The organism is Acinetobacter bereziniae (genome assembly GCF_016576965.1).
Lineage (GTDB): Bacteria > Pseudomonadota > Gammaproteobacteria > Pseudomonadales > Moraxellaceae > Acinetobacter > Acinetobacter bereziniae.
In genome coordinates, this window is the sequence record NZ_CP066119.1 from 4,584,833 (window position 1) to 4,607,775 (window position 22,943).

Annotated in this window: 18 protein-coding genes; 10 read left to right on the forward strand and 8 right to left on the reverse strand. The window is 40.4% G+C overall.

Annotated elements, in window-relative coordinates; translation table 11 throughout:
- Nucleotides 1-282 precede the first annotated feature (282 nt).
- Together I9192_RS21555 and I9192_RS21560 are read left to right on the forward strand one after the other, a co-directional pair.
- Nucleotides 283-474, forward strand: a complete 192-nt coding sequence (locus I9192_RS21555; RefSeq protein WP_005034973.1) for a hypothetical protein — start codon at nucleotides 283-285, stop codon at nucleotides 472-474.
- 396 nt (nucleotides 475-870) lie between these two features.
- Nucleotides 871-1,077, forward strand: coding sequence for a hypothetical protein (locus I9192_RS21560; RefSeq protein ID WP_005034970.1), 207 nt, complete (start codon nucleotides 871-873; stop codon nucleotides 1,075-1,077).
- A 59-nt stretch (nucleotides 1,078-1,136) separates the two neighbouring features.
- Here the strand turns inward: I9192_RS21560 and dnaJ are convergent, their stop codons facing one another.
- The 4 genes from dnaJ to I9192_RS21580 all read right to left on the reverse strand — a co-directional run bounded on the left by dnaJ (nucleotide 1,137) and on the right by I9192_RS21580 (nucleotide 7,106).
- Complete coding sequence (dnaJ, locus tag I9192_RS21565; protein ID WP_004825793.1) at nucleotides 1,137-2,249, reverse strand: molecular chaperone DnaJ; 1,113 nt, start codon at nucleotides 2,247-2,249, stop codon at nucleotides 1,137-1,139.
- Between the two features lie 93 nt (nucleotides 2,250-2,342).
- Nucleotides 2,343-2,720, reverse strand: coding sequence for a hypothetical protein (locus I9192_RS21570; RefSeq protein WP_004825792.1), 378 nt, complete (start codon nucleotides 2,718-2,720; stop codon nucleotides 2,343-2,345).
- Nucleotides 2,721-2,856: 136 nt separating this feature from the next.
- Entirely contained in the window at nucleotides 2,857-6,003 is a 3,147-nt protein-coding gene (locus I9192_RS21575; protein WP_100886202.1) for an efflux RND transporter permease subunit, read from the reverse strand.
- Between the two features lie 2 nt (nucleotides 6,004-6,005).
- Complete coding sequence (locus I9192_RS21580) at nucleotides 6,006-7,106, reverse strand: efflux RND transporter periplasmic adaptor subunit (protein WP_151961727.1); 1,101 nt, start codon at nucleotides 7,104-7,106, stop codon at nucleotides 6,006-6,008.
- A 336-nt stretch (nucleotides 7,107-7,442) separates the two neighbouring features.
- Here I9192_RS21580 and I9192_RS21585 point away from each other — a divergent pair, with 336 nt between their 5' ends.
- The 3 genes from I9192_RS21585 to I9192_RS21595 all read left to right on the forward strand — a co-directional run bounded on the left by I9192_RS21585 (nucleotide 7,443) and on the right by I9192_RS21595 (nucleotide 12,886).
- Nucleotides 7,443-8,060 (forward strand): TetR/AcrR family transcriptional regulator, encoded by a 618-nt coding sequence (locus tag I9192_RS21585; protein WP_004825785.1) that lies wholly within the window; start codon nucleotides 7,443-7,445, stop codon nucleotides 8,058-8,060.
- Nucleotides 8,061-8,555: 495 nt separating this feature from the next.
- The gene (ppc, locus tag I9192_RS21590; RefSeq protein ID WP_005034962.1) at nucleotides 8,556-11,246 is read left to right on the forward strand and encodes a phosphoenolpyruvate carboxylase; all 2,691 of its coding nucleotides are present in this window, start codon (nucleotides 8,556-8,558) and stop codon (nucleotides 11,244-11,246) included.
- 335 nt (nucleotides 11,247-11,581) lie between these two features.
- On the forward strand, nucleotides 11,582-12,886 hold the full coding sequence (locus I9192_RS21595; protein ID WP_005034960.1) for a solute carrier family 23 protein: 1,305 nt from the start codon (nucleotides 11,582-11,584) through the stop codon (nucleotides 12,884-12,886).
- 46 nt (nucleotides 12,887-12,932) lie between these two features.
- Here the strand turns inward: I9192_RS21595 and I9192_RS21600 are convergent, their stop codons facing one another.
- Nucleotides 12,933-13,646 (reverse strand): nucleotidyltransferase family protein, encoded by a 714-nt coding sequence (locus I9192_RS21600; RefSeq protein WP_200150028.1) that lies wholly within the window; start codon nucleotides 13,644-13,646, stop codon nucleotides 12,933-12,935.
- A 171-nt stretch (nucleotides 13,647-13,817) separates the two neighbouring features.
- Nucleotides 13,818-14,954 carry a TDT family transporter gene (locus I9192_RS21605; RefSeq protein WP_005034955.1) on the reverse strand — a complete coding sequence of 379 codons (1,137 nt, stop codon included), beginning with the start codon at nucleotides 14,952-14,954 and terminating at the stop codon, nucleotides 13,818-13,820.
- Nucleotides 14,955-15,162: 208 nt separating this feature from the next.
- On the opposite strand from I9192_RS21605, the gene ribF reads away from it, so the two are divergent.
- From ribF to I9192_RS21625, 4 genes are all read left to right on the forward strand, one after another.
- The gene (gene ribF / locus I9192_RS21610; protein ID WP_004825776.1) at nucleotides 15,163-16,164 is read left to right on the forward strand and encodes a riboflavin biosynthesis protein RibF; all 1,002 of its coding nucleotides are present in this window, start codon (nucleotides 15,163-15,165) and stop codon (nucleotides 16,162-16,164) included.
- A gap of 62 nt (nucleotides 16,165-16,226) precedes the next feature.
- On the forward strand, nucleotides 16,227-19,067 hold the full coding sequence (ileS, locus tag I9192_RS21615; protein ID WP_005034952.1) for an isoleucine--tRNA ligase: 2,841 nt from the start codon (nucleotides 16,227-16,229) through the stop codon (nucleotides 19,065-19,067).
- The gene (gene lspA, locus I9192_RS21620; RefSeq protein WP_004825774.1) at nucleotides 19,060-19,599 is read left to right on the forward strand and encodes a signal peptidase II; all 540 of its coding nucleotides are present in this window, start codon (nucleotides 19,060-19,062) and stop codon (nucleotides 19,597-19,599) included. The genes ileS and lspA overlap by 8 nt, the downstream gene beginning before the upstream one ends.
- A complete protein-coding gene (locus I9192_RS21625) occupies nucleotides 19,592-20,077 on the forward strand; it encodes an FKBP-type peptidyl-prolyl cis-trans isomerase (RefSeq protein ID WP_005034950.1) in 486 nt (161 codons plus the stop codon). Before lspA ends, I9192_RS21625 begins: the two co-directional genes overlap by 8 nt.
- Nucleotides 20,078-20,149: 72 nt before the next feature.
- Here the strand turns inward: I9192_RS21625 and I9192_RS21630 are convergent, their stop codons facing one another.
- Entirely contained in the window at nucleotides 20,150-20,839 is a 690-nt protein-coding gene (locus I9192_RS21630; RefSeq protein WP_005034947.1) for an aspartate/glutamate racemase family protein, read from the reverse strand.
- Between the two features lie 313 nt (nucleotides 20,840-21,152).
- Between I9192_RS21630 and I9192_RS21635 the strand changes: the two genes are divergently transcribed.
- Complete coding sequence (locus I9192_RS21635) at nucleotides 21,153-22,073, forward strand: LysR family transcriptional regulator (protein WP_009585431.1); 921 nt, start codon at nucleotides 21,153-21,155, stop codon at nucleotides 22,071-22,073.
- Between the two features lie 54 nt (nucleotides 22,074-22,127).
- Here the strand turns inward: I9192_RS21635 and I9192_RS21640 are convergent, their stop codons facing one another.
- Nucleotides 22,128-22,871 carry a sulfite exporter TauE/SafE family protein gene (locus I9192_RS21640; protein WP_004825767.1) on the reverse strand — a complete coding sequence of 248 codons (744 nt, stop codon included), beginning with the start codon at nucleotides 22,869-22,871 and terminating at the stop codon, nucleotides 22,128-22,130.
- Between the last annotated feature and the right edge of the window lie 72 nt (nucleotides 22,872-22,943).

Here is a 22,943-nt window from a genome sequence, read left to right on the forward strand (position 1 = left end):
CCTAAATCTGAATTTGAAAATTTGGCTCTACTATAACAAAACTCAGTTCCAAGACCACGACTCCATTTAAAAAATACTGCGAACTTTCTGATTTCTTTTAAGTCTTCGGCAATTAAGGTCAAAAAAGTAGACTCAACGAAAAAATAGATCAAGACTAAAAAATATATCGATAAAACTTTGAAAAAATTTAAAATATTGCTCAATCTATTTCATCAAAGTGCAAGAATCACACAGCAGACTACTGCCACGAATGAAAACAATATGGATTATAAGGAGATCAATATGCATTCGAATAAAATGGTTTTTGCATTTGTATTAGCAACAATGATGACCAGTGCTTGGGCTGAATCTGCACCAACTCCAGCCGTTACACTTGCTGAAGAAAAAACGGTCTCTCAAGGCAACGCGACTACGCCTTCAGAAACACAAACTGAAGTTCGTGTCGAAGATATTGACGCTCCGATTCTTGAATAATTTTGGGTTGTTTTTAGCGTTAGAGGATATGGGGTTATATCCTCTATCTTGAAATCACTGCACAGATTCACAATATGATCTACGCTAATCTATTGAAACTTTAGATGTAAAACGTGGCAATGAAAGTTTTATCTCATTCAACAATATTTTCATAACATCAATTTTATTGATCAAAAAAAATTATATTTTGAAGCTACAATTAGGACTCATTTAGAATGACTAAATTTCGTATTTCGCGCCTAGAATCGCCTAAAAAACACACCTAGTCGCAAACATAGACGAATTGCCCACAAACCCTAAAATAACGAAACAATTTTAAATAAAATTTAAGCTTAATAAATGAATATTCTAAAGCGTGGAAGTCATACAAATAATAGAGAGATTTAAGGAAATATAATGCAAATTAAAACCATGATTTTAGGGCTAATGATGACCACAACTGTTTCGCTCAGTTGGGCACAAGACTCTACTGCCCCCGCTGAACCTCAGACAGCTGCCTCATCCACTCCGGCATTGATTCTTCCACAAGATGACAATTCAATCGATGCTGCGCCAGATGATCATGAATTTGACCAATCCTCATCGGATCAACCGACAAAATAAAAAAATGGAGCAACAGCTCACTGTTGCTCCATTTTTATTGATTTAATCGTTCAGATTAATTAGTCGAATAAACGATCAAAGAAAGATTTTTTCTTCGGCGAAGATTTATTGTCATCGCTTTCCATGGTCGCTTGAAGTTCTTTCAACAGCTCACGTTGGCGACTCGTCAAATTCACTGGTGTTTCTACTACGATACGGCAAAGTAAATCACCTTGCATGCTACTACGTACAGGTTTCACGCCTTTACCACGTAAACGGAACATTTTACCGGTTTGTGTACCTTCAGGCACTTTCAAACTAACACGACCGTCTAAAGTTGGAATCTCAAGTTCCTTACCTAAGGCAGCATCAGCAATGCTCACAGGCACATCCATATAGAGGTCTGCACCATCACGTTGGAAGATGTCATGTTCACGCACAACCACTTCAACGTATAAATCTCCAGACTGACCATCACGAATTGCTTCACCTTTACCAGTTAAGCGTACGCGATCACCATTGTCCACACCTGCTGGAATGGTCACTTCAAGGGTTTGTTGACGATCTGAAACCCCAGAACCATGACACTTATTACATGGGTTTTTAATGATTTTGCCCTGTCCGCGACAAGTGCTACAAGTCTGTTGGACTGAGAAAAACCCTTGTTGCATACGCACCTGACCTGCACCATGACAAGTCTTACACGTTTCAACATCATTCGGATTTTTTGAACCTTTTCCATCACAGGCATCGCAAGGTGCTGGTGCAGTGAAAGTAATGGTTTTTTTCACCCCTTTCACAGCTTCTTCAAGCGTTAATTCCATGACATAACGGAGATCTGAGCCACGACGTGCACGTTGTTGACCACGACCACCGCCGCCAAAAGCACCACCGAAAATATCACCAAACTGGCTGAAAATATCTTCGGCACTGAATCCACCGCCGAAGCCGCCACCGCCCATACCACCTTCAAAGGCATTGTGCCCCATACGGTCATACATGCTGCGTTTTTCACTGTCAGAAAGCACTTCGTAAGCTTCTGCACATTCTTTGAACTTTTCTTCAGCTTCTGCGTTGTCAGGGTTGCGATCTGGATGATACTTCATCGCCAACTTACGGTAGGCTTTTTTAATTTCATCATCACTAGCGGTTTTAGCAATACCTAAAACCTCATAATAATCACGTTTAGCCATGATTGGCGATGCTCCACAAAAATTTGATAATACTTCTATGCAGAGTAAATTGGGGGCGATGTTATTTTTTACAAGTTTGAAATCTAGTTTTTTTTAAAAAACTGCTTTTTTCTGTAAATATTTTGTAAAACCTTTAAGCCAAATATTGAGTAAATATAGCCATGCAATCGCACTAAATACGACACCTGCCACCGTACATGCTTTTACCCAGATGAAACTGTCCCAATAGAAAAACATTAAAGGGATAAACCACAATGCAGCAAAAGCCGCTAAAATCAAAAAAATGACAGCATTGCGCATAATCCACAATGCTTGTGCATGTATCCATACCTCTGCATCATTTGCTACTGCTACTTTGCGCGCTAACCAATATGCGAGCACTGCTGTAATTACCGTAAATAATGCAAGAAACATAAACAAATAAGAGCTCGTAATGAACTTACGATGCTGTTCCGGATTTGTTTGCCCCATGGGTGTTTTTGACCTCAAATTCATTGCATACCGATTGACTTATTATGCAATGAAATTTCCTATGTTATTTTCTGTTAAAGATTAAGTGCTACTATATTGAAGTTTTCAATTTTTCGCACCTAATATTCACAACAAATTATGTATTTTCTGTAGTTTTTTTAATCTTAAACCAAGTCGCATATAGCGCAGGTAAGAAAAATAGGGTCAAAAGTGTAGCGATAATTAATCCACCCATAATCGCAACAGCCATCGGACCAAAGAAAATACTACGTGACAGTGGTATCATCGCCAAAACAGCAGCCAATGCAGTAAGAATAATTGGACGGAAACGGCGTACTGTTGCGTCCAAAATTGCATCCCATTGATTATGCCCAGCTCGAATATCCTGCTCAATCTGATCGATCAGAATTAAAGAATTTCGCATAATCATGCCAGATAGTGCAATCGTACCGAGCATTGCCACAAAGCCGAACGGTTTGTTAAATAACAACAGGAATAAAACTACACCGATTAAACCCAATGGCGCAGTCAAAAACACAATGAAAGAACGTGAAATACTTTTCAGCTGAATCATCAGGAGCGTAAATACCACTGCTAGGAATAGAGGCATACCTGCATTCACAGAGCTTTGTCCTTTGGCAGACTCCTCTACTGTTCCGCCCACTTCAACCAAATAACCACTTGGTAATGTTGCGCGAAGCTGATCCATTTTCTCTGCCATTTGATTTACAACAGTTGCGGGTTGTAACTTGCTCCGAATATCTGCACGTACTGTAATGGTTGGTAAACGATTGCGGTGCCAGATTAGACCGTCTTCAAACTTATACTGTAGTTTCGCGATTTGTGCCAATGGTACTGTAGTGCCATTGCTGGTCGGTACAGCCAAACTTGATAATGCTTCCACATTAATTCGTTCAGCCTGATCCCCACGGATACGTACATCAATTAATTCACGTTTTTCACGATACTGATTGATGATTGCACCTGAAATCGAACTGTTTAAGAAATTCGCCAAATCTTCCGAACTCACGCCCATTTGACGCGCACGATCTTGGTCAATCAGCAAAGAAATGATTTTACTTTGCTCACCCCAATCCAAATGCACATTGCCAGTATTTGGATTTTCACTCAGCAGTTGAGCAACTTTCTGGGCTTCCTGACGGACTACAGCAACGTCTTCACCAGATACACGATACTGCAACGGATAGCCCACAGGAGGACCATTTTCCAACAATGAGACACGGGTTCGAACTTGTGGCAATAATTGGCGAATTTGAGTATCTAAGGATTTACGAATTTCATCGCGATCGTCAAGTGATGACGCCAACACCACAAACTGTGCAAAACTGGCTTGTGGCATTTGTTGATCAAGTGGCAAGTAAAAACGTGGCGAGCCTGTGCCAACATAAGCGACATAATTATCAATACCGTCTTGTTTGGATAAGAATGCTTCCACTTTTTTCACAGCATTTTCAGTTGCGGTGAGTGAAGCGCCTTCTTCCAATTTTAAATCGACCAGAATTTCGGCACGGTTTGACGGTGGAAAAAACTGTTGTGGTACAAACTTAAACATCACCACCGACAGTACAAATATCCCTACAGTGATTGAAATCACCGTTTTTCGATAGGTCACACACCAATTCACCAACTTTCTAAAGCTTTGATAAAATTTCGATTGGTAGGGATCAAAATGCTCACCAGCATGATGAATCACAGGTTGCGGTTCTGGTTGTTTACGCAATCTTGCATAAAGACGCTGATACCACGGCGCTTTTTGCGCTTCTTTACTAAAATCAGGCAGTAATTTATCACCCAAATAAGGTACAAAAATCACCGCGGCAAACCATGACACAACTAAAGCAATGGTAACCACTTGGAAAATTGAACGGGTATATTCACCTGTACTTGATGCAGCGGTCGCAATCGGTAAAAATCCCGCAGCGGTAATTAATGTACCTGTTAGCATTGGAAATGCGGTACTGGTCCATGCAAATCCTGCGGCTTTCATTCGACTATAGCCTTGCTCCATTTTGATCGCCATCATTTCGACCGCGATAATGGCATCATCGACCAAAAGTCCTAATGCGAGGATCAATGCGCCTAAAGAAATCTTATGCAAGCCAACATCAAACAGATTCATCCCTGCAAAGGTCATGGCGAGCACCAACGGAATCGAGAAGGCAACCACTAATCCTGTTCGGAAACCCAATGAGAAAAAACTGACCAGTAAAACAATGATCACAGCCTCAGCCAATACTTTGACGAATTCATGAATACTACGTTGTACTGCAACAGGCTGATCTGAAACTTTTTTCAGTTCCATGCCCAAAGGTAAAGTCTTTTGTAGGGTTTGAAATTCAGTCTCTAGATTTTTACCCAATGCAATGATGTCCCCACCTTTACGCATGGATACAGCAAGACCAATACCATTTTCTCCCATAAAGCGCATACGCGGTTGAGCAGGCTCACTAAAACCACGATAAACCTCAGCCACATCGCCCAGTTGAATAGTTTTATTTCCCACCAGCAACGGCATTTTTTTCAGATCGTCTACGCTTTTTAATGCGCCACTGACACGGACTTGAATACGGTCTGTACCTGTTTCAAAGAAACCTGCACTGGTCACACTATTTTGTTTTGCCAAAGCTTCTTGGATTGCTGTAACAGGCACACCCATCTGCACTGCTTTAGTATTGGAAATCTCAATCCAAATCTTTTGATCTTGTAATCCAACCAAATTGACTTTGCTGACATCTTTTACTCGCTGTAAGCGAAGTTGTAGTCGATCGGCATATTCTTTGAGTGTGGCATAATTGAAGTCTTTGCCTGTTAAAACATAAATATTCCCGAATGTATCGCCAAACTCATCATTAAAGAATGGACCCTGAACACCAGAAGGCAACTGTGTTTTGATGTCACCGACTTTTTTACGTACTTGGTACCAAACATTTGGAAGTTCACTGGATACTAACGAATCTTTTGCCATAAACATGACCATGGACTCTCCAGGACGAGAGTACGCCATAATCTTGTCATAGAGCCCTGTACTCATGAGCTCCTTTTCAACTTTATCGGTGATTTGCAAAGAGACTTCCTGTGCTGTTGCACCCGGCCAGTAGGTTTGCACCACCATCACTTTAAAGGAAAAAGGAGGATCTTCACTTTGAGACAGTTTGGAATAAGAAAATAACCCGACAATCCCCAGCAAAATCATAAAATAAAGCACTAAGCCTTTATTTTTGAGCGCCCATTCTGACAAATTAAAGGAGTTAAATAGACTCATGATCATGCCCCTTTTTGGATAGTTACAGCACGATTTTCACGATCTATTGGTTTAATTTTTTGCTTGTCACGGAGTAAGTGAACACCGCCGACCACCACCCATTGCCCCGCATTTAAACCACTCAATACCGTGACATTGTCACGCCCGTAAGGTCCTAAAGTCACAGAGACTTTACGAATAGTCTGATCAGGATTAACCACCCAAATATATGCTTGATTATTATTGGCTGAGACACTGCTCAGCGGTACACTCAAAATATTTTGAACATTTTGATTGAAAAACACACGTGCGCTTTGCCCCAGTTGAATGACCGACTGTGCTTCTTTTAAAGCCACTTTCACTGTAAATGTCCGCGATTGATCTGCAGCAGGAGAAATCTCACGGACATAGGCTGCAAATTTATCTTCAGGCTTTGACCACAAGGTAATCCATGCGCTTTGTCCAACTTTAATTTCAGAAATCGCCTGTTCAGGAACCCCGATAACCACCTCACGATCACCATCAATCGCCAATTGATAAATCGCTTGCCCTGCCGAAACCACTTGTCCAATTTCAATATTACGTTGGGTAATGACCCCATTTTTATTGGCAATCAGTTGGTTATAACCTGTCTGATTGGCACTGACATCATAGTTGGATTGTGCTTGTTTAAGGCTTGCCTGTGCTGCGTCATATTGATTTTTAACACTATCGTATTGGGAACGACTGACGGCATTGATGGGTAATAATTGTTGAAAACGTTTAAACTCATCTGCTGCAACTTTCGCAGCGGATTGAGCACTTTCAAGTTGTGCTTTTGCAGAGTTCAATTGTAATTCGGCATCTTTGACATCTAGCTTGGCCAAAACCTGCCCAACTTTAACGCGGTCGCCAACCTCGACATAACGTGCAGTGATCTGTCCAGCAACTCGAAAGGCTAACGCAGTTTGCTGCCGTGCCTGTACATCGCCTGCATAGCTTTTCTGATCTTCTTGGGAAGTCAGCGGTTGGGCAACCATCACCAAGGGAATCTGTTCCACTTCAGACGCTGGCTTACTACATCCCACCAGAATGACACTACACGATACCAATAGGCTCGTGATCACTAACTTTATACTACGCATAGGCAAGGCTCTTATTTAAATGCTCTTTTCAGGCAAATGAGAATGAGATATTGAGACCATGTGACGATTCATCTAGCACCTTGCAAAACAAACAAAACCATACTTTGTTCTTGCGCAGGTTGGCGTTAAAATAATCTTAGCCAGCATGCCGAAACTGAAAAAGTAATTTTCTAGGTTTCACGCTTTGCCCGCTTAGTTTTACTGAACGACACAAGTCATTGATGAAATGTCAAAAGCCCGTTTGTTGCTCATTTTTTAATTAATATACTGCATGGTACAATAATTGTGAATCATGTTTTGAGTAATTGACCTAATTTTGTTTTTTTGGGAATTATTGTGCAAACAACAGTTGGCCGTCCAAAGGACTTAGAAAAACGTAAACACATTGTAGAAGCAGCAAAAAAACTGTTTCTAAAGCTTGGCTATCACGGTTCCAGTATGAATCAGATTGCCAAAGAAGCAGGTGTAACAAAACTGACCGTATATAACCATTTTCAAGATAAAGAAACTTTATTTAGCTGTGCCATTGAAGAAACTTGCGAACAGTCAATTAATGCCCGACCATTGCGTCTCAATGCTGAAAGTGATTTTTATGCACATTTTTTTCAAGCCTGTGAATTGGCAATGAATGTGATTAATTTGCCTGAAGCTATTAAATTAGATCATTTACTATTGGAACTTGCCGCAGAAAAGAACCCTTTAGCGCTACAATTCTATAATTCGTCTCATCAGAGAATGTGTTCGGTATGGCAAGACTTTTTTCAACAAGCCACGAGCCTGAAATTTATTCAAGCAGACCAGATCGAAAAACAGACCAATTTAATTTTGTCATTATTGCTCGGTGTTCGTCATCATGAGGTCTTGTTGGGAATTCGCCCAACGCCAACAGATCAAGAAAAGCAGCAAATCATCAAAGAAAGCATTGATTTATTTATGCTGAAATATAAACCGTGATGGTGCTATTAAAAAACTAAATAATGTGCAATTGCTGTTTCAGGCATACTCGAAGGTGTCATAGGCAAATTGACCCAAAAAGTTGGGGTCTGTTGACAATTCGTCTATGTTTGCGACTACGTGTGTTTTTTAGGCGATTCTAGGCGCGAAATACGAAATTTAGTCATTCTAAATAAGTAGTTCGGAACGAAGAAGCGGCAAAAAACACGCTAGTCCCGAAGGGTTGTGGCTAAAATTATCTCAGGCTACGTTATGAAACTTGAAAATAGTCTCGCTATTCTCTTTGTTTCCTTGCAGAGTATACTCCTCATGCCTGTTCAATTTTAACCTACAACACAAGCCATTTATGAAATGTCTACAGACCCTAATAAAACCGAACGAAAAACAAATCAAAGTCGACTTCTTGCACAGTCACTTACATACTTTTGTAGGGAGTCCCTTGGATTGTGATGGAATCACGTTATATTCAAGATAACAAGAACTGGAGAGTGACAAATGGTTCAACAAATTGATGCTCCACTGCGTGAAGATGTACGCTTACTCGGAAATCTTTTAGGTGAAACCTTAAAAGAACATGCAGGACAAGATTTGTTTAATCAAATTGAACAGATTCGCGCTTTAGGCAAAGGCGCCCGTGATGGTCAAATTGAAGCAGAAAAACAACTTGAACAATTATTTTTAAATTTAAAAGATGATGAAATTCTGCCTCTGACCCGTGCATTCTCACACTTTCTAAATTTTGCCAATATCGCAGAACAATATCATGTGGTGCGTAGTCGTCGCCAAAGTGAATGTGATGAACATGCCCCATCACCCAATGTTCTCGACCATTTATTTAGCAAGTTTAAAGATCAGCAAATTTCGGCTGAAACGCTTTATCAGCAAATCTGTGAATTAAAAATTGAGTTGGTACTCACCGCGCATCCAACTGAGGTCAGTCGTCGTACTTTAATTCAAAAATATGATGGGATTAATCACTGTCTTTCAACATTTGATCAGCAAAAACTCACGCCTAAACAACGTGCTGAGGTACTGACTGATTTAAAACAACTGATTTGTTCAGCATGGCAAACGGATGAGATTCGTCAACACCGTCCTACGCCGATTGATGAAGCAAAATGGGGCTTCACCACCATTGAACAAACGTTGTGGAATGCAGTACCCAAATTTATCCGTGAGTTGGATGACCTTGTTCAAGACAACTGTGCTCAAGCCTTACCTTTGGACATTTCACCAATTCGCTTTGCATCGTGGATGGGAGGCGACCGTGATGGAAACCCGAATGTCACGCATAACATTACACAAGAGGTTTTGTGGCTATCTCGCTGGAAAGCCGCCGATTTATATCTTCGTGATATAGAAGATTTGCGTTGGGAGCTTTCAATTGAGGCGTATTCCAATGAATTACATCAAGCTTTAGGCTATAGCCATCCAGAGCCATATCGTGAATATTTACGTGCAACTCGTGAACGCTTAAAAGCTACCCGTCAATGGTTGGCAGATAAATTACGTGGTCAGCACTCAGACGTTGACCGTAGTTTAATCATTCGTCATAAAGATGAATTATTACAGCCACTATTGCTTTGCTATCGTTCGCTCATGGCATGTAATTTGCCAGAAATTGCCAATGGGAAATTGCTCGACTTTATCTATCGTGTCAATTGTTTTGGAATTGAATTATTAAAGCTGGACATTCGTCAAGAATCAGGTCGTCACCGTCAAGCCATCTCCGCAATTACCGAATATCTTGGTTTGGGTAATTTTGAGACATGGACTGAACAAGCCCGCCAAAACTTCTTATTGCAAGAATTACAAAGCAAGCGCCCATTATTACCAAAACACTTAAACGAGCCAGCCAATAGCCTGATTGAACATCCTGATGTTCAAGAAGTCTTTGCAACGATGCGTACATTGGCAGAGCAACCCAAAGAAAGTTTAGGTGCTTATATCATTTCAATGGCGGAATATCCGAGTGATGTATTGGCGGTACTGCTACTTCAAAAAGAAGCGGGAATTGAACATCCCTTACGTGTAGTGCCATTATTTGAAACCTTGAAGGATTTAGATGGTGCTGCAAGTACCATGACGACCTTATTTAATATGCATTGGTATAAACAGCATATTCAAGGCAAACATGAGGTGATGATTGGTTACTCTGACTCTGCCAAAGATGCAGGCTTTATGTCGGCAAACTGGGCTCAGTATCGTGCCCAAGAAGAGTTAACTGCGATTGCAAAACAACACGGCGTACAATTGACCTTGTTCCATGGTCGTGGCGGCTCCATCAGTCGTGGTGGTGCGCCTACTCAACAGGCACTATTTTCTCAACCACCTGGCTCAATTTCTGGTGCAATCCGAGTAACTGAACAAGGTGAAATGATTCGCTTTAAATTTGGTTTGGAAGAAATCGCCTTACAAAATTTAGAAATTTATGCTGCTGCGACATTAGAGGCAACCTTATTACCGCCACCTGTACCCAAACAAGCATGGCGAGATTTGATGCACAACATGACCGACTTGTCTGTTCAAGTGTATCGTCAGACCGTGCGTGAAAATCCTCATTTTGTAAAATATTTACGCACCGTTACCCCAGAACTTGAGTTACAAATGTTGCCGCTTGGCTCACGCCCTGCGAAGCGTAAAGTCAGTGGAGGAATTGAATCCTTACGTGCTATTCCTTGGGTTTTCGCTTGGACACAAATTCGTTTGATGCTTCCTGCTTGGTTGGGTACAGGGGCAGCCATCAATCAAGTGATTGATCAAGGTCAGAAAGCTGTTTTGGATGAAATGCTGTCTGAATGGCCTTATTTCCAAACCTTAATTGATATGCTAGAAATGGTGCTGTCTAAAGCGGACTCAAATATTGCCCTGTATTACGAATCTCATTTAACAGATGATGAAGATTTAAAAGTGCTCGGTGCTGAATTACGTCAACGTCTCCATGATGCTGTTCAAACACTTTTAGCCATGAAAGGCGAGTCAGCACTTCTCAGTTCCAATGAAGTGCTTGATCAAGCAATGAAAGTACGTAAACCATATCTGTTGCCGTTACACTTATTGCAAGCTGAGCTCATGAAACGTCGTCGTGCTTATTTGGCTGAATTTCAGGCTGAACATACCCCTGTAGATCATGCACTGATGGTGAGTATTGCTGGTATTGCGGCGGGTTTACGAAACACAGGTTAATTTACTGAAGATCTCATCACTTGTTATATCCCGTTTAGGAGAATGGCATTTGTCATTCTCCTAAGTTTTTATAAAAATGCCAACTGATTCAAATATTTTAAGTGACCAATCACTTTTTTTAATCAATCAAAAAGCATCTAATTTTTTATTTTTTTTAATATTAAATTTTTTTAATACTTTGATTTTACGCAGTAACATCGCTTAATTATTTGACCAAATGGTACAAAACAATCTTTTTCCCTAATAAATGCAAGCGTTTAGTTTGACTAAAATGATTAAAACTCTCGAAAAGAAAGCGTATGATGTGTCCAATTTGTCTTTCGAGTGCTCAATTTATGTCCAACTGGTTTCCCAAATGGCGTCCGTATTCTGGCAGCATTGATGCAAGACCTGTCGGTACCAGTGAGTATTTACCTCCTGCACAAAGCATTGTTTTAGGGATTCAACATGCTTTTGCAATGTTTGGCGCAACTGTACTTGCACCTTTCTTAATGGGCTTTGACCCGAACTTGGCTATTTTGATGTCAGGGATCTGTACGATCCTATTTTTTATTGTAACGGGTGGTCGTGTCCCAAGTTATTTGGGTTCAAGCTTCGCCTTTATTGGTGTCGTCATCGCTGCAACGGGTTATGCTGCTTCTGGCACGGGTACACCAAATTTAAATATTGCCCATGCAGCAGGCGGTATTATGGCGTGTGGCGTGTTGTATGCAATCTTTGGTTTGATTGTGATGGCAACAGGGACCAAATGGATAGAAAAGCTGATGCCTCCTGTGGTTACAGGGGCTGTGGTCATGATTATCGGTTTAAACCTTGCGCCAGTCACAGTAAAAGGGGTTGCAGGCAATAACTTTAATATGTGGATGGCGTTGGTGACTGTACTTTGTATGGGCTCAATTGCTGTATTCACAAAAGGTTTATTACAACGTTTACTGCTATTGGTTGGTTTATTGTTGGCTTATTTGATCTATTTCATTGTTGCCAATGTGATGGGGAATGGTACACCAATCAATTTTACCCCAATTCAACAAGCAGCTTGGTTTGGTACTCCCACATTCCACTCGCCTGTTTTTGATATCAATGCCATGTTGATCATTGCACCGATCGCTTTAATTCTTGTTGCAGAGAACTTAGGTCATATCAAAGCTGTTAGTGCCATGACTGGAGAAAATTTAGACCCTCAAATTGGTAAAGCGTTTGTTGCTGATGGTATTGCAACAACACTTTCAGGTGGTGTGGGTGCTCCGGGCATGACCACTTACGGCGAAAATATTGGTGTGATGGCGGTCACCCGTGTTTATTCGACGATTATTTTTGTCATTGCGGGTGTTTTTGCCATTTTCTTAGGCTTTTCACCAAAGTTTGGTGCAATTATCCATACTATCCCAACTGCGATTTTAACCGGTGCTTCGATTGTGGTGTTTGGTTTAATTACCATTGCGGGCGCAAAAATCTGGATTGAAAACAAAGTCGATTTTTCCAAAAATAAAAATCTGATGGTGGCTGCTGTGACCATTATTTTGGGTACAGGTGACTTTGCCCTTCAATTTGGTGATTTCAATCTCGGTGGTATTGGTACTGCAACCTTTGCGGCACTGATTCTCAACTGGTTCTTTAGTTTAAACGATAAATCAGAATAATTAATTGAAGATATTTAAAGCAGCCGAAAGGCTGCTTTTTTTATTTCTATTTTATATGACGACAGACCCACAAATAAATTTCTTGCACTTGATCCAAACAATCACAACTGAGTACATCAGGATTTTCCAGTTCTTTTAACAGATATTCAAACATTGGCTTTTGTTCTGGATATTTCTGGAGAGCTTGCAGTACAGTATTGTCTAAATTTACAGGCCATTGTTCGATCTCAAGCCATGTCAGTGGCAATAAGCGAATGATTCTTTTCAATAAAGATTTTTTTAAATTGACGCTGTCTTGTAAGTCGAACCGCGTAGTCGCCAACATCTCGAAATAATGTTGTATCTCTTGATCATATCCCTGATTTATCGCGAGAATCACACTTCGATCAATTTCAACATTTTCAAACTGTCTGGATAAATTATCGCCATAAAGAGCATGGCAAAAGAATTTGATCCATGCTCCCCAACTTTTTCGATTGTTCTCGTTTAAAACATCTTGTAATACACCAATATCAACATCAACTTTAGAAAAAAAGCTGGTTAAAGCCATAATATCCGACTTAATCTGCGAAATTTTTCGTTCTACATCATCGACTGGCTGAACAAAGACCACACATAAATCGAGATCAGACTGTCCAATAACAGCTGTGCCCTTTGCCACACTTCCATAGACATACACACTATGCAGTTCAGTCGGAAATTCGGTGCAAAAGACGTTTATCACTTGCATTAAAACAGGTTCAAATTCAGATTGAATCATGAGAGATGTCGATATAACGGAGTGATTGAATAGAAAATCATAAGATCTGATTTATATCAAACGGCTTAGCATTAAAAAAGCCGTACTGTTTTTTTATATCCTGTACGGCTTGATTTTGCTAAAAAAGCTAATTTTTTTATCTATTGCTATGTCTATGTCAGCTTTGCATTTTTAAGCTTGTTCTCGCTCCAACCATGCTTTTAAACAAGGTGAAAAAAACAAATTGCCTTGATAAATACCTTGTACGGTTTTGCCCATAACCATTAGCCAAAGCATCATGAGAATTGCAGCAAATGCTAAACCTGTATCGACAATAAAATTAACCTGTAACTGATGCCCTACATTCAATATCGCTAAAGTAAAGACGCCCAATGGAAAGGTTAATCCCCACCAACCTAAGTTAAAAGGTAATTCTGTCGCAGCGTGCTTCAATGTGGTTAAAACAGCTATTGCAAACCACCACACACCAAAACCCAGTAACATAAAACTTGCGACAATACCTGCGTTTTGAAAGAACACACCGAGGCTTTCTAAGTGGATCAAAGTCAAAACTTGAGGTGCTTGAGCACCTAAAACCAAGAGTGTCAATGCGCCAGTACCAATTGGTCCCAAAGCCAACCAACCTGTGATTGCCAATTCTTTGCTTGGTAATTTATGTAATGCCAGACGCAACATCAAAATCGTCAGGATCCCAAACGCTGGCAATACAGACATTCCCCACAGCATATAACTGGCGAATAAAATACCGATAGCTTGCTGACTCGCTTCCATATGCGCTAACAACAAACCACCTGAGGTTGCTGCAACCTCACAGGCGACAATCGGCAACAACCACATTGCAGTCATTGTGTGCAATTGATGCTCTTGTTTATGGAACATACAAAATGGTACAAGAATCCCAATCCCTACCGCCAAAATGACATCAACAAACCACAACAGTTGTGCGATTTGGATTGCAGCATCACCGTATATTGCAACGCCATATTTTAAAAAGCCATTTAAAATCGTTGCCAAACCCATTGGAATTGCACCTAAAAAAAGTGCCATCGCAGGATGGGAAAAGATCTGCTTCGCTTCTTGAGGATAAATCAGCCAGCGCAGAACATAGAGCGTCATAAATGTGATAAATACCAGTATGTTAAATTGCCACAGCAGGGTTGCCAATTGCCACAAAAAACCTTGAGCAAATGGAAATTCAGGTAAAATGAGTGCCACAACGCCTGTCCCCATGGTCATGGTGAACCAATTTGGCGTAAACTGTCGGATCACATCTCGTGTTTGTTCGAGTTGGTAAAATGGCTTTTTCATCGCTTCATCCTCATTTCAGCAGATAAATTGATTATAAAATCACTTATTAATAAATAAAATTGATTTATTTTCATAAAATGAATCAATTTAACTGATATAAAAAATTATTCTCAATATTTTTTTTCTGGATAAAAACACAACAACAAGACGAAACTGTGAGATTATGGCAATATATAGTCCTTTCAAATTTTAAGCTTATTTTGAAACCATGCAGCTGTTACGTCTAAATGCCTTAGCACCAAATTTCCAATTGCCCCAAACCGCAGTGACGATTGGCAATTTTGATGGTGTCCATTTGGGACATCAAGCCATGGTTTCGCAACTGAAAGACGTTGCAAAAACACATAACTTAAAAACCTTGGTGATGATCTTTGAGCCTCAACCTTTAGAGTTTTTCAAAGGTTATGAAGCGCCCTCTCGCATCTCCTCACTGAGAGAAAAAGTCGAATATCTCACTGAGTTGGGTGTCGACTATATTGCTATTGCCAAATTTGATAATCAATTTCGCAGTTTAAGTGCCGAAAACTTCGCTGATTTATTAAAAAACAAACTCAATGCTCAAAGCTTGATCTTGGGTGACGACTTTCATTTTGGTAAAGACCGTCAAGGAAATAGCGAATTTTTAAAACAATACGGTTTTGATGTCACGAATTTAAAAACGATTGAGTTTAATGGTGAACGCGTGAGTTCAACTCGTATTCGCCAAGTGCTTCATGCAGGTGATCTCTCACTTGCTGCAAAATTATTGGGTCGTCCCTATAGCATGATTGGTCGTGTGCAATACGGTGATCAAATTGGTCGCACCTTAAACTTCCCCACCATTAATGTCCGTGTTGGGCGTCATAGACCTTGTTTAAGTGGTATCTATGGCGTAGAAGTGATTTGTGAAACGACCTCTTTAACAGAAAAGGTTAAAGCGGAATCCCCAGATAAAAAAGGCATCCTTGGCTATCACACCGATGCTTTATATGGTGCAGGTCATGTAGGCACACGCCCTGCAATTAAGCAAGAGCACCCAGAATGGCGATTAGAAGTACATTTTCCTGATGTTTCTGCTAATCTGTATGGTCTGTTGATGCGAGTCACTTTCCTCGACTATTTACATGGTGAATTAAATTACCCATCTCTTGAAGCGCTTCAGGCGGGGATTGATGATGATGTCGAACGATTGCTTGAGTTTCGTAAAAACACCCCCAAATTTCCTTTTTAAACTTAATTTTTTATTGTAAAACGCGTCAGCAATGGTGCTGATAATATTGGATGACAACTTGCATGAGCGATAAGCAAACTTCTGAAAATGCAGTGGATTATAAAGCCACGCTAAACCTACCAGGTACTGAATTTGCAATGAAAGCAAATCTCGCAGTACGTGAAGCAAAATGGTTAGAAGAGTGGTATGCCGACAACATTTATCAGCAGATTCGTGCTTCGCGTATTGGTAAGAAAAAATATATTTTGCATGATGGTCCTCCGTATGCAAATGGTTCATTGCATTTAGGTCATGTGGTCAATAAAGTCTTAAAAGATATTATTGTAAAAAGCCGTACTTTAGATGGTATGGATGCACCCTATGTTCCGGGCTGGGACTGTCATGGTTTGCCGATCGAATTAAAAGTTGAAGAAAAAGTCGGCAAAGTGGGCGTAAAAGTTGATGCTTCAACCTTCCGTAAAGCTTGTCGTGAATACGCTTATACCCAAGTCGAATTACAGAAAAAAGACTTCATCCGTATGGGTGTGTTTGGTGACTGGGATAACCCATACCTCACCATGAATTTTAAGCAAGAAGCCGACATTGTCCGTGCCTTGGGTGAAATCGCCAAAGCAGGTCATATTGAACCGGGTTTAAAACCAGTGAACTGGTGTATGGACTGTGGTTCTTCACTGGCTGAAGCAGAAGTTGAATACGAAGATAAAAAATCGGATGCAATTGATGTCGGCTTTGGTGTGGTCAGCCTGACTGACTTATCTGAAAAAATTGGACTGACTGTTACTCATCCAACCGATATCGTGATCTGGACCACAACACCTTGGACATTGCCTGCCAACCAGGCGGTGGCACTGCATGCTGAAATAGACTATCAATTGGTTGAAGTACAATCTGAACGTGGTACTCAAAACCTCATCTTAGCCAAAGATTTGGTTGAGTCTGCATGTGAACGTTACAAGCTTGAAAATCCAAAAGTATTGGCTGATTTTGTTGGTGCAAAACTTGAGAATTTACAACTACAACATCCATTGATTACTGATCGCCAAGTGCCTGTCATCTTAGGCGAGCATGTTATTGCGACCAGTGGTACTGGTGCTGTACATACAGCGCCTGGACATGGTGTAGACGACTATAAAGTAGGTCTAAGCTATAACTTAAAAGTAGAAAACCCTGTAGGTGGAAATGGTGTCTACTTACCAACTTCACCGCTTTTTGCTGGTGAACACATCTATAAGGCAAATCCAAAAATCATCGAGACTTTATCAAGTATCGGTAAATTATGGGCGCATCTGCCAATTAAGCACAGCTACCCACATTGCTGGCGTCATAAAACACCGATTATCTTCCGTGCAACGCCACAATGGTTTATCAGCATGGATGCAAATGGTCTACGTCAAGATGCTTTAAATGCCATCGAAAATGACATCGGTTTTGTCCCTGATTGGGGTAAAAACCGGATCAAATCTATGATCGAAGGTCGCCCAGACTGGTGTATCTCTCGTCAGCGTACTTGGGGTGTGCCAATCCCATTCTTTGTACACAAAGATACCAATGAATTACACCCTCGTACTCCTGAATTAATTGAAGAAGTTGCAAAACTGATTGAAAAAGAAGGGATTGATGGTTGGTATAACCGTGAAGCCAAAGAATTTATCGGTGATGATGCTGAACAGTACAATGCAGTCCGTGATACTTTGGATGTCTGGTTCGACTCAGGCACAACCCATTATGCTGTGTTACGTGAACGTGCAGAACTTGAAGACCCAGCAGATCTATATCTTGAAGGCTCAGATCAACATCGTGGTTGGTTCCAGTCTTCATTGTTAACGTCGATTGCGATTCATAAACGTGCGCCATATAAAGCGTTGTTGACCCATGGTTTCACAGTAGATGAAAAAGGTCGTAAATTATCAAAATCATTGGGTAACTTTATCCCGCTTGAAGACATCATCAAACAGTTAGGTGCAGATGGCTTACGTCTATATGTTGCTTCAAGTGACTATCGTTATGAAATTGCGGCAAGTAATGAAATCTTTAGCCGTGTAAGTGATAGCTATCGTCGTATTCGTAATACTTTGCGTTTCTTGTTGGCAAACTTAAATGGGTTTAAACCATCAACAGATGCCTTGCCAGTTGATCAATTGATTGCCCTTGATCAATACATCTTACAACGTGCAGCTGATGTACAGAAAACCATTCAACAAGCTTATGAAGATATGAATTTCCATGTCGTGACCAATGCTTTGACGAATTTCTGTATCAATGACTTAGGTGGATTCTATTTAGACATCATCAAAGACCGTCAATACACCACCAAGGCTGATTCAGCAGCTCGCCATTCAGCACAAACTGCGTTGTATCATTTGGTTCAAGCCTTTGTTCGTTGGATGAGCCCTATCTTGAGCTTTACTGCACAAGAAGCTTGGCCGTTGATTCCAGAACAAACTGAAAAATATGTATTTACTGCAAATTGGTATGATATTCCAGTTGCATCCAATAGCAACTTGATCTCTGAAGCGGATTGGCAGACTTTGATTGAAGTTAAATCTGCGGTCAATAAACAGATTGAAGTTGCGCGTAATGTGAAACTGATTGGTAGTAACCTGTCAGCTAAGGTTGAACTTTGGGCAAATGCGGATCTACAAAAAGTATTGAACCAATTGGGTGATGAACTTCGTTTTGTCTTAATTACCTCACAAGCCATTGTTTATGACTATGCTGAACAAGGTGAAGTAACGGATATTGAAGGCTTACGAGTTAAGGTTTCGGTGGCTGAAGGTGAGAAATGTGCACGTTGCTGGCATGTACTTCCAGATGTAAATACACATCTTGAACATCCAGGTCTATGTTCTCGTTGTATTATCAACCTTCCTACAGGTCAAGGCGAAGAGAGAAAATATGCCTAATCCGCAAAATAAAAAGGGCTTATTCCAGTTTTATCCTCATAATTTGATGTGGCTTGGACTGTCTGTCCTTGCCATTATCATTGACCAATGGACAAAAAACATTGCAAGTACACATCTGACTTATGCTCAGCCTGTACCTGTACTGCCTTTTTTGAACTGGACATTACTGCATAATTACGGCGCAGCATTTAGCTTCTTGTCCGATGCAGGTGGATGGCAACATTATTTATTTACGGGACTGGCGGGTATCGTCTCTATCGTCTTTATTTTTTGGCTGATGCGTATGCCAAAAACAACACTGATTTTACCTGCTGCAATCGCATTGATTCTTGGTGGTGCATTAGGCAATTTGATTGATCGTATGACACTGGGTTATGTGGTTGATTTTATTCATTTGCATTATCAAGGAAGTAGTTTTCCTGCATTCAATATTGCAGACAGTGCGATTACCCTCGGTACCATTTTATTGTTAATTGATACCTTCTTTTTAGAAAAGCATCGTATTCAACGTGCGGAAGCGCAAAATGACTGAACAAATTATTAATCCCAATGACGAAACACGCATTGCGGATGGATCAAAAGTAGAACTGCACTTTTCTGTTGCGATTGAAAGTGGTGTTGAAATTGATAATACCCGTAGCCGTGAAGAACCTGTCAGTTTAGTTATGGGTGATGGCAGCTTATTACCGGGGTTTGAAAAAGCCTTATTTGGTCTGCGTGCTGGTGACCGTCGTACTGTCAGCTTACCTCCTGAAGATGCTTTCGGTCCGTGGAATCCTGAAAACGTACAAAAGTTTGATACGGTAAAATTCGAACAGCGTCCTGTAGAAGGGCATATGATTGAGTTTGAAGATAAAGCCAAACAAAGCCTATTTGGTGTGGTTAAAACTGTAGGTGAAGACATCACCGAAGTCGATTTTAACCATCCACTTGCAGGTAAAAACATTACCTTTGAAGTTGAAATCTTCAAAGTTACCCCTGCGGGTCAGCAAGGTGTGAAAATCATGTAAGCCTTTGCTAATAGCAATATTAAAGCTCCATCTGGAGCTTTTTTATTGATACCCATACTGCGTTTTAAAAGCTCACGACAAAGCAAAATCCACAGCAGCTTGTGTATGGATCGATGTTGTATCAAATAGTGGAACAGAAAACGGAGTGTCTCCAATTAGCATACAAATTTCTGTACACCCCAAAATAATTCCTTCTGCACCCTCTAATATGAGTTGCTCAACAATTTGGATATATTTCTGACGAGATAGTTCATTAATCACGCCTAAACACAATTCATCATAAATAATATCGTGAACAATCTTTCGATGCGCTTGGTGAGGTATGAGTACATTGATGCCTTGCTGTTCCAACCGCTGCTTATAGAAATCTTGTTCCATGGTAAATCGAGTACCTAACAAACCGACTTTGCGAATGTTCTGATTTAAAATTTCTTTCGCTGTCGCATCCGCAATGTGAATGAAAGGAATAGAAATCGAGTGCTCAATATAGGACGCAACTTTATGCATGGTATTGGTACACAGTAAAATGCCCTCTGCCCCTGCTTGCTCCAACTGAACGGCCTTCTCTTTTAAATATATTCCTGCATCCTCCCATAAGCCTTGACGCTGTAATATTTCGATTTCAGCAAAATCAACACTGATTAAAACGACTTTCGCAGAGTGTAATTTTCCTAATTTTTGTTGCACGCTTTTATTCAACTGTTGGTAGTATAAATCTGTAGACTCCCAACTCATTCCACCCAATAAACCAATCGTTTTCACTGTTTTTGCTCTCAAAGATTTTTTATCTATTCTAAGATCTGTTGATATTTCATCAATGGATTGCGTTTTGGGCGAGGACAGAGCAAATAAAATAATGATCAATATGATTCATTGGAAGTCTTAAAGCACCTGTATTCACCATGACAATCATTTAAAATATCTCGTCACTCTCATCCAATACGATCGTGATCACGCTATCATTGTTTCAATTGAAATCTCGCCTGATTGATTCCAGAAACAATCGCTACGATAGCGTATATTTGTATGATGATTCAGCTATACTTTCATCTTATTTCAGCCTTTCATGATTCGCATGCGCCTAGACTTCTTCGATTTGCAACTTTTTATCAATATCGTGGACACAGGAAGCCTAACCAAAGGTGCTGAACGCTCGTCTATTTCATTGCAAGCAGCAAGTGAACGCATTAAAAAACTTGAACAACACTATACAACTCGCCTTTTTACTCGCCATGCCTCAGGTGTCAAACTGACTATTGCAGGACAAACTTTTGCAGAGCAAGCTTTAAGGTTGATCCAACAAGCTAAACAGCTTGAACAAGCCATGTCACCCTATACACAGGGGCTCAGTAACCATATGACCTTATGGTGTAATTCGTCTGCGCAAAGTGAATATTTACCGCTACTGTTACCTCAATATTTAGTTGAAAATCCACAGATCCAGATTGATCTAAGAGAAGCAGAAAGCAATGAAATTATCCAGACGATTGAAAAAGGTAATGCGAAATTGGGCTTAATTTCCAGCTTTTTTAATCACCATCAGTTGCAAACACTTGAATTTTCAGATGATCCATTGGTGCTGATTTGTCCAGCCAATCATGAGCTTGGGCAACAGCAGCAATTAAAATTAATCGATGCGATGCATTATCCATTCGTAGGTCTAATGCAATATCATTCACTACAACAATCTATTGAAAATCAAGCAAAATTACTCAATTGTGCCATTCAGTATCGATTAAGATTACCAAATTTTGCCGCAATTGCTCAGGTAGTTGCCAACGGCGTTGGAATTGCAATTATGCCAAAGCGTGCTGCAATCCGGTTAAACCAGCATTATCCATTTCATCAAATCGAATTGGTGGGCGAATGGGCAAAGCGCCAATTGCAATTGGCTGCACAAAATTTTGATGAGCTTCCTACAGCTTACCAACATTTTGTGCAATTTTTAATTTCACAAAAAACTAAACTGATTTTGGATGAGATGCCTCAGCCTTAAATTGAACGAGTGCATGTTGAGCTCGGCAGCTCAAAAAGTCATTGGAAAAGACACTTACAGCACGCCAAATTGATGTAATACAGAATACAACCCAAAAATCACCAAACCACAAAAGAAAACTTTACGGAATTTTTGCTCTGGAATTCGATGACGAATTTTTGTCCCCACCCACATGCCAAGCAATGATGGAATCAACGCAATCAGTGATAATTTATAGTCAATCGGGGTATCTTCAACAGGATTCTGATGTAAAAAAACGGCAAGGCATATTGTTGAAACAGTAAAAGCTAAACCTAAAGACTGTACCAAATCATCACGCTTTAAATGCAAAGATTGCAAATAAGGTACAACTGGAATCACTACAACACCTGTTGCAACAGTCAAAGCACCGCCTAAATATCCAATGATTGGAGAAAGCCATTTTTCATGTGGAGCAAGATTTGGCATTCGCTTGGCAAATAAGCCGTAAAGCCCATACAAAGCCAACATTGCGCCTAACAGTGCCTCACTATGAAAGCTGCCATGAGAATGCCCTAAGGTCGGGAAAATGCTCCAGATTGAACCAACAATGATTCCCAATAGCAATGGATAAAAACGACACACCAACCGCCACACATTGCCCTCAGCAAATAATTGCCAAAAATTGGTGACCATTGAAGGAATAATCAGCAGTGTCGCAGCTTGGAATGGGCTGATGACTAAACTCAATAAACCCATCGATACCGCAGGTAAACCTAGCCCAATCGTTCCCTTAATCATCCCTGCAATTGCAAACACACCTATGACAAATCCCATCATGTCGCTTTACCTCTCTATGCTGAGGTCATGCTACGCCAATCTGTGGATTTGAAATATCACTGTTTTTAGGAT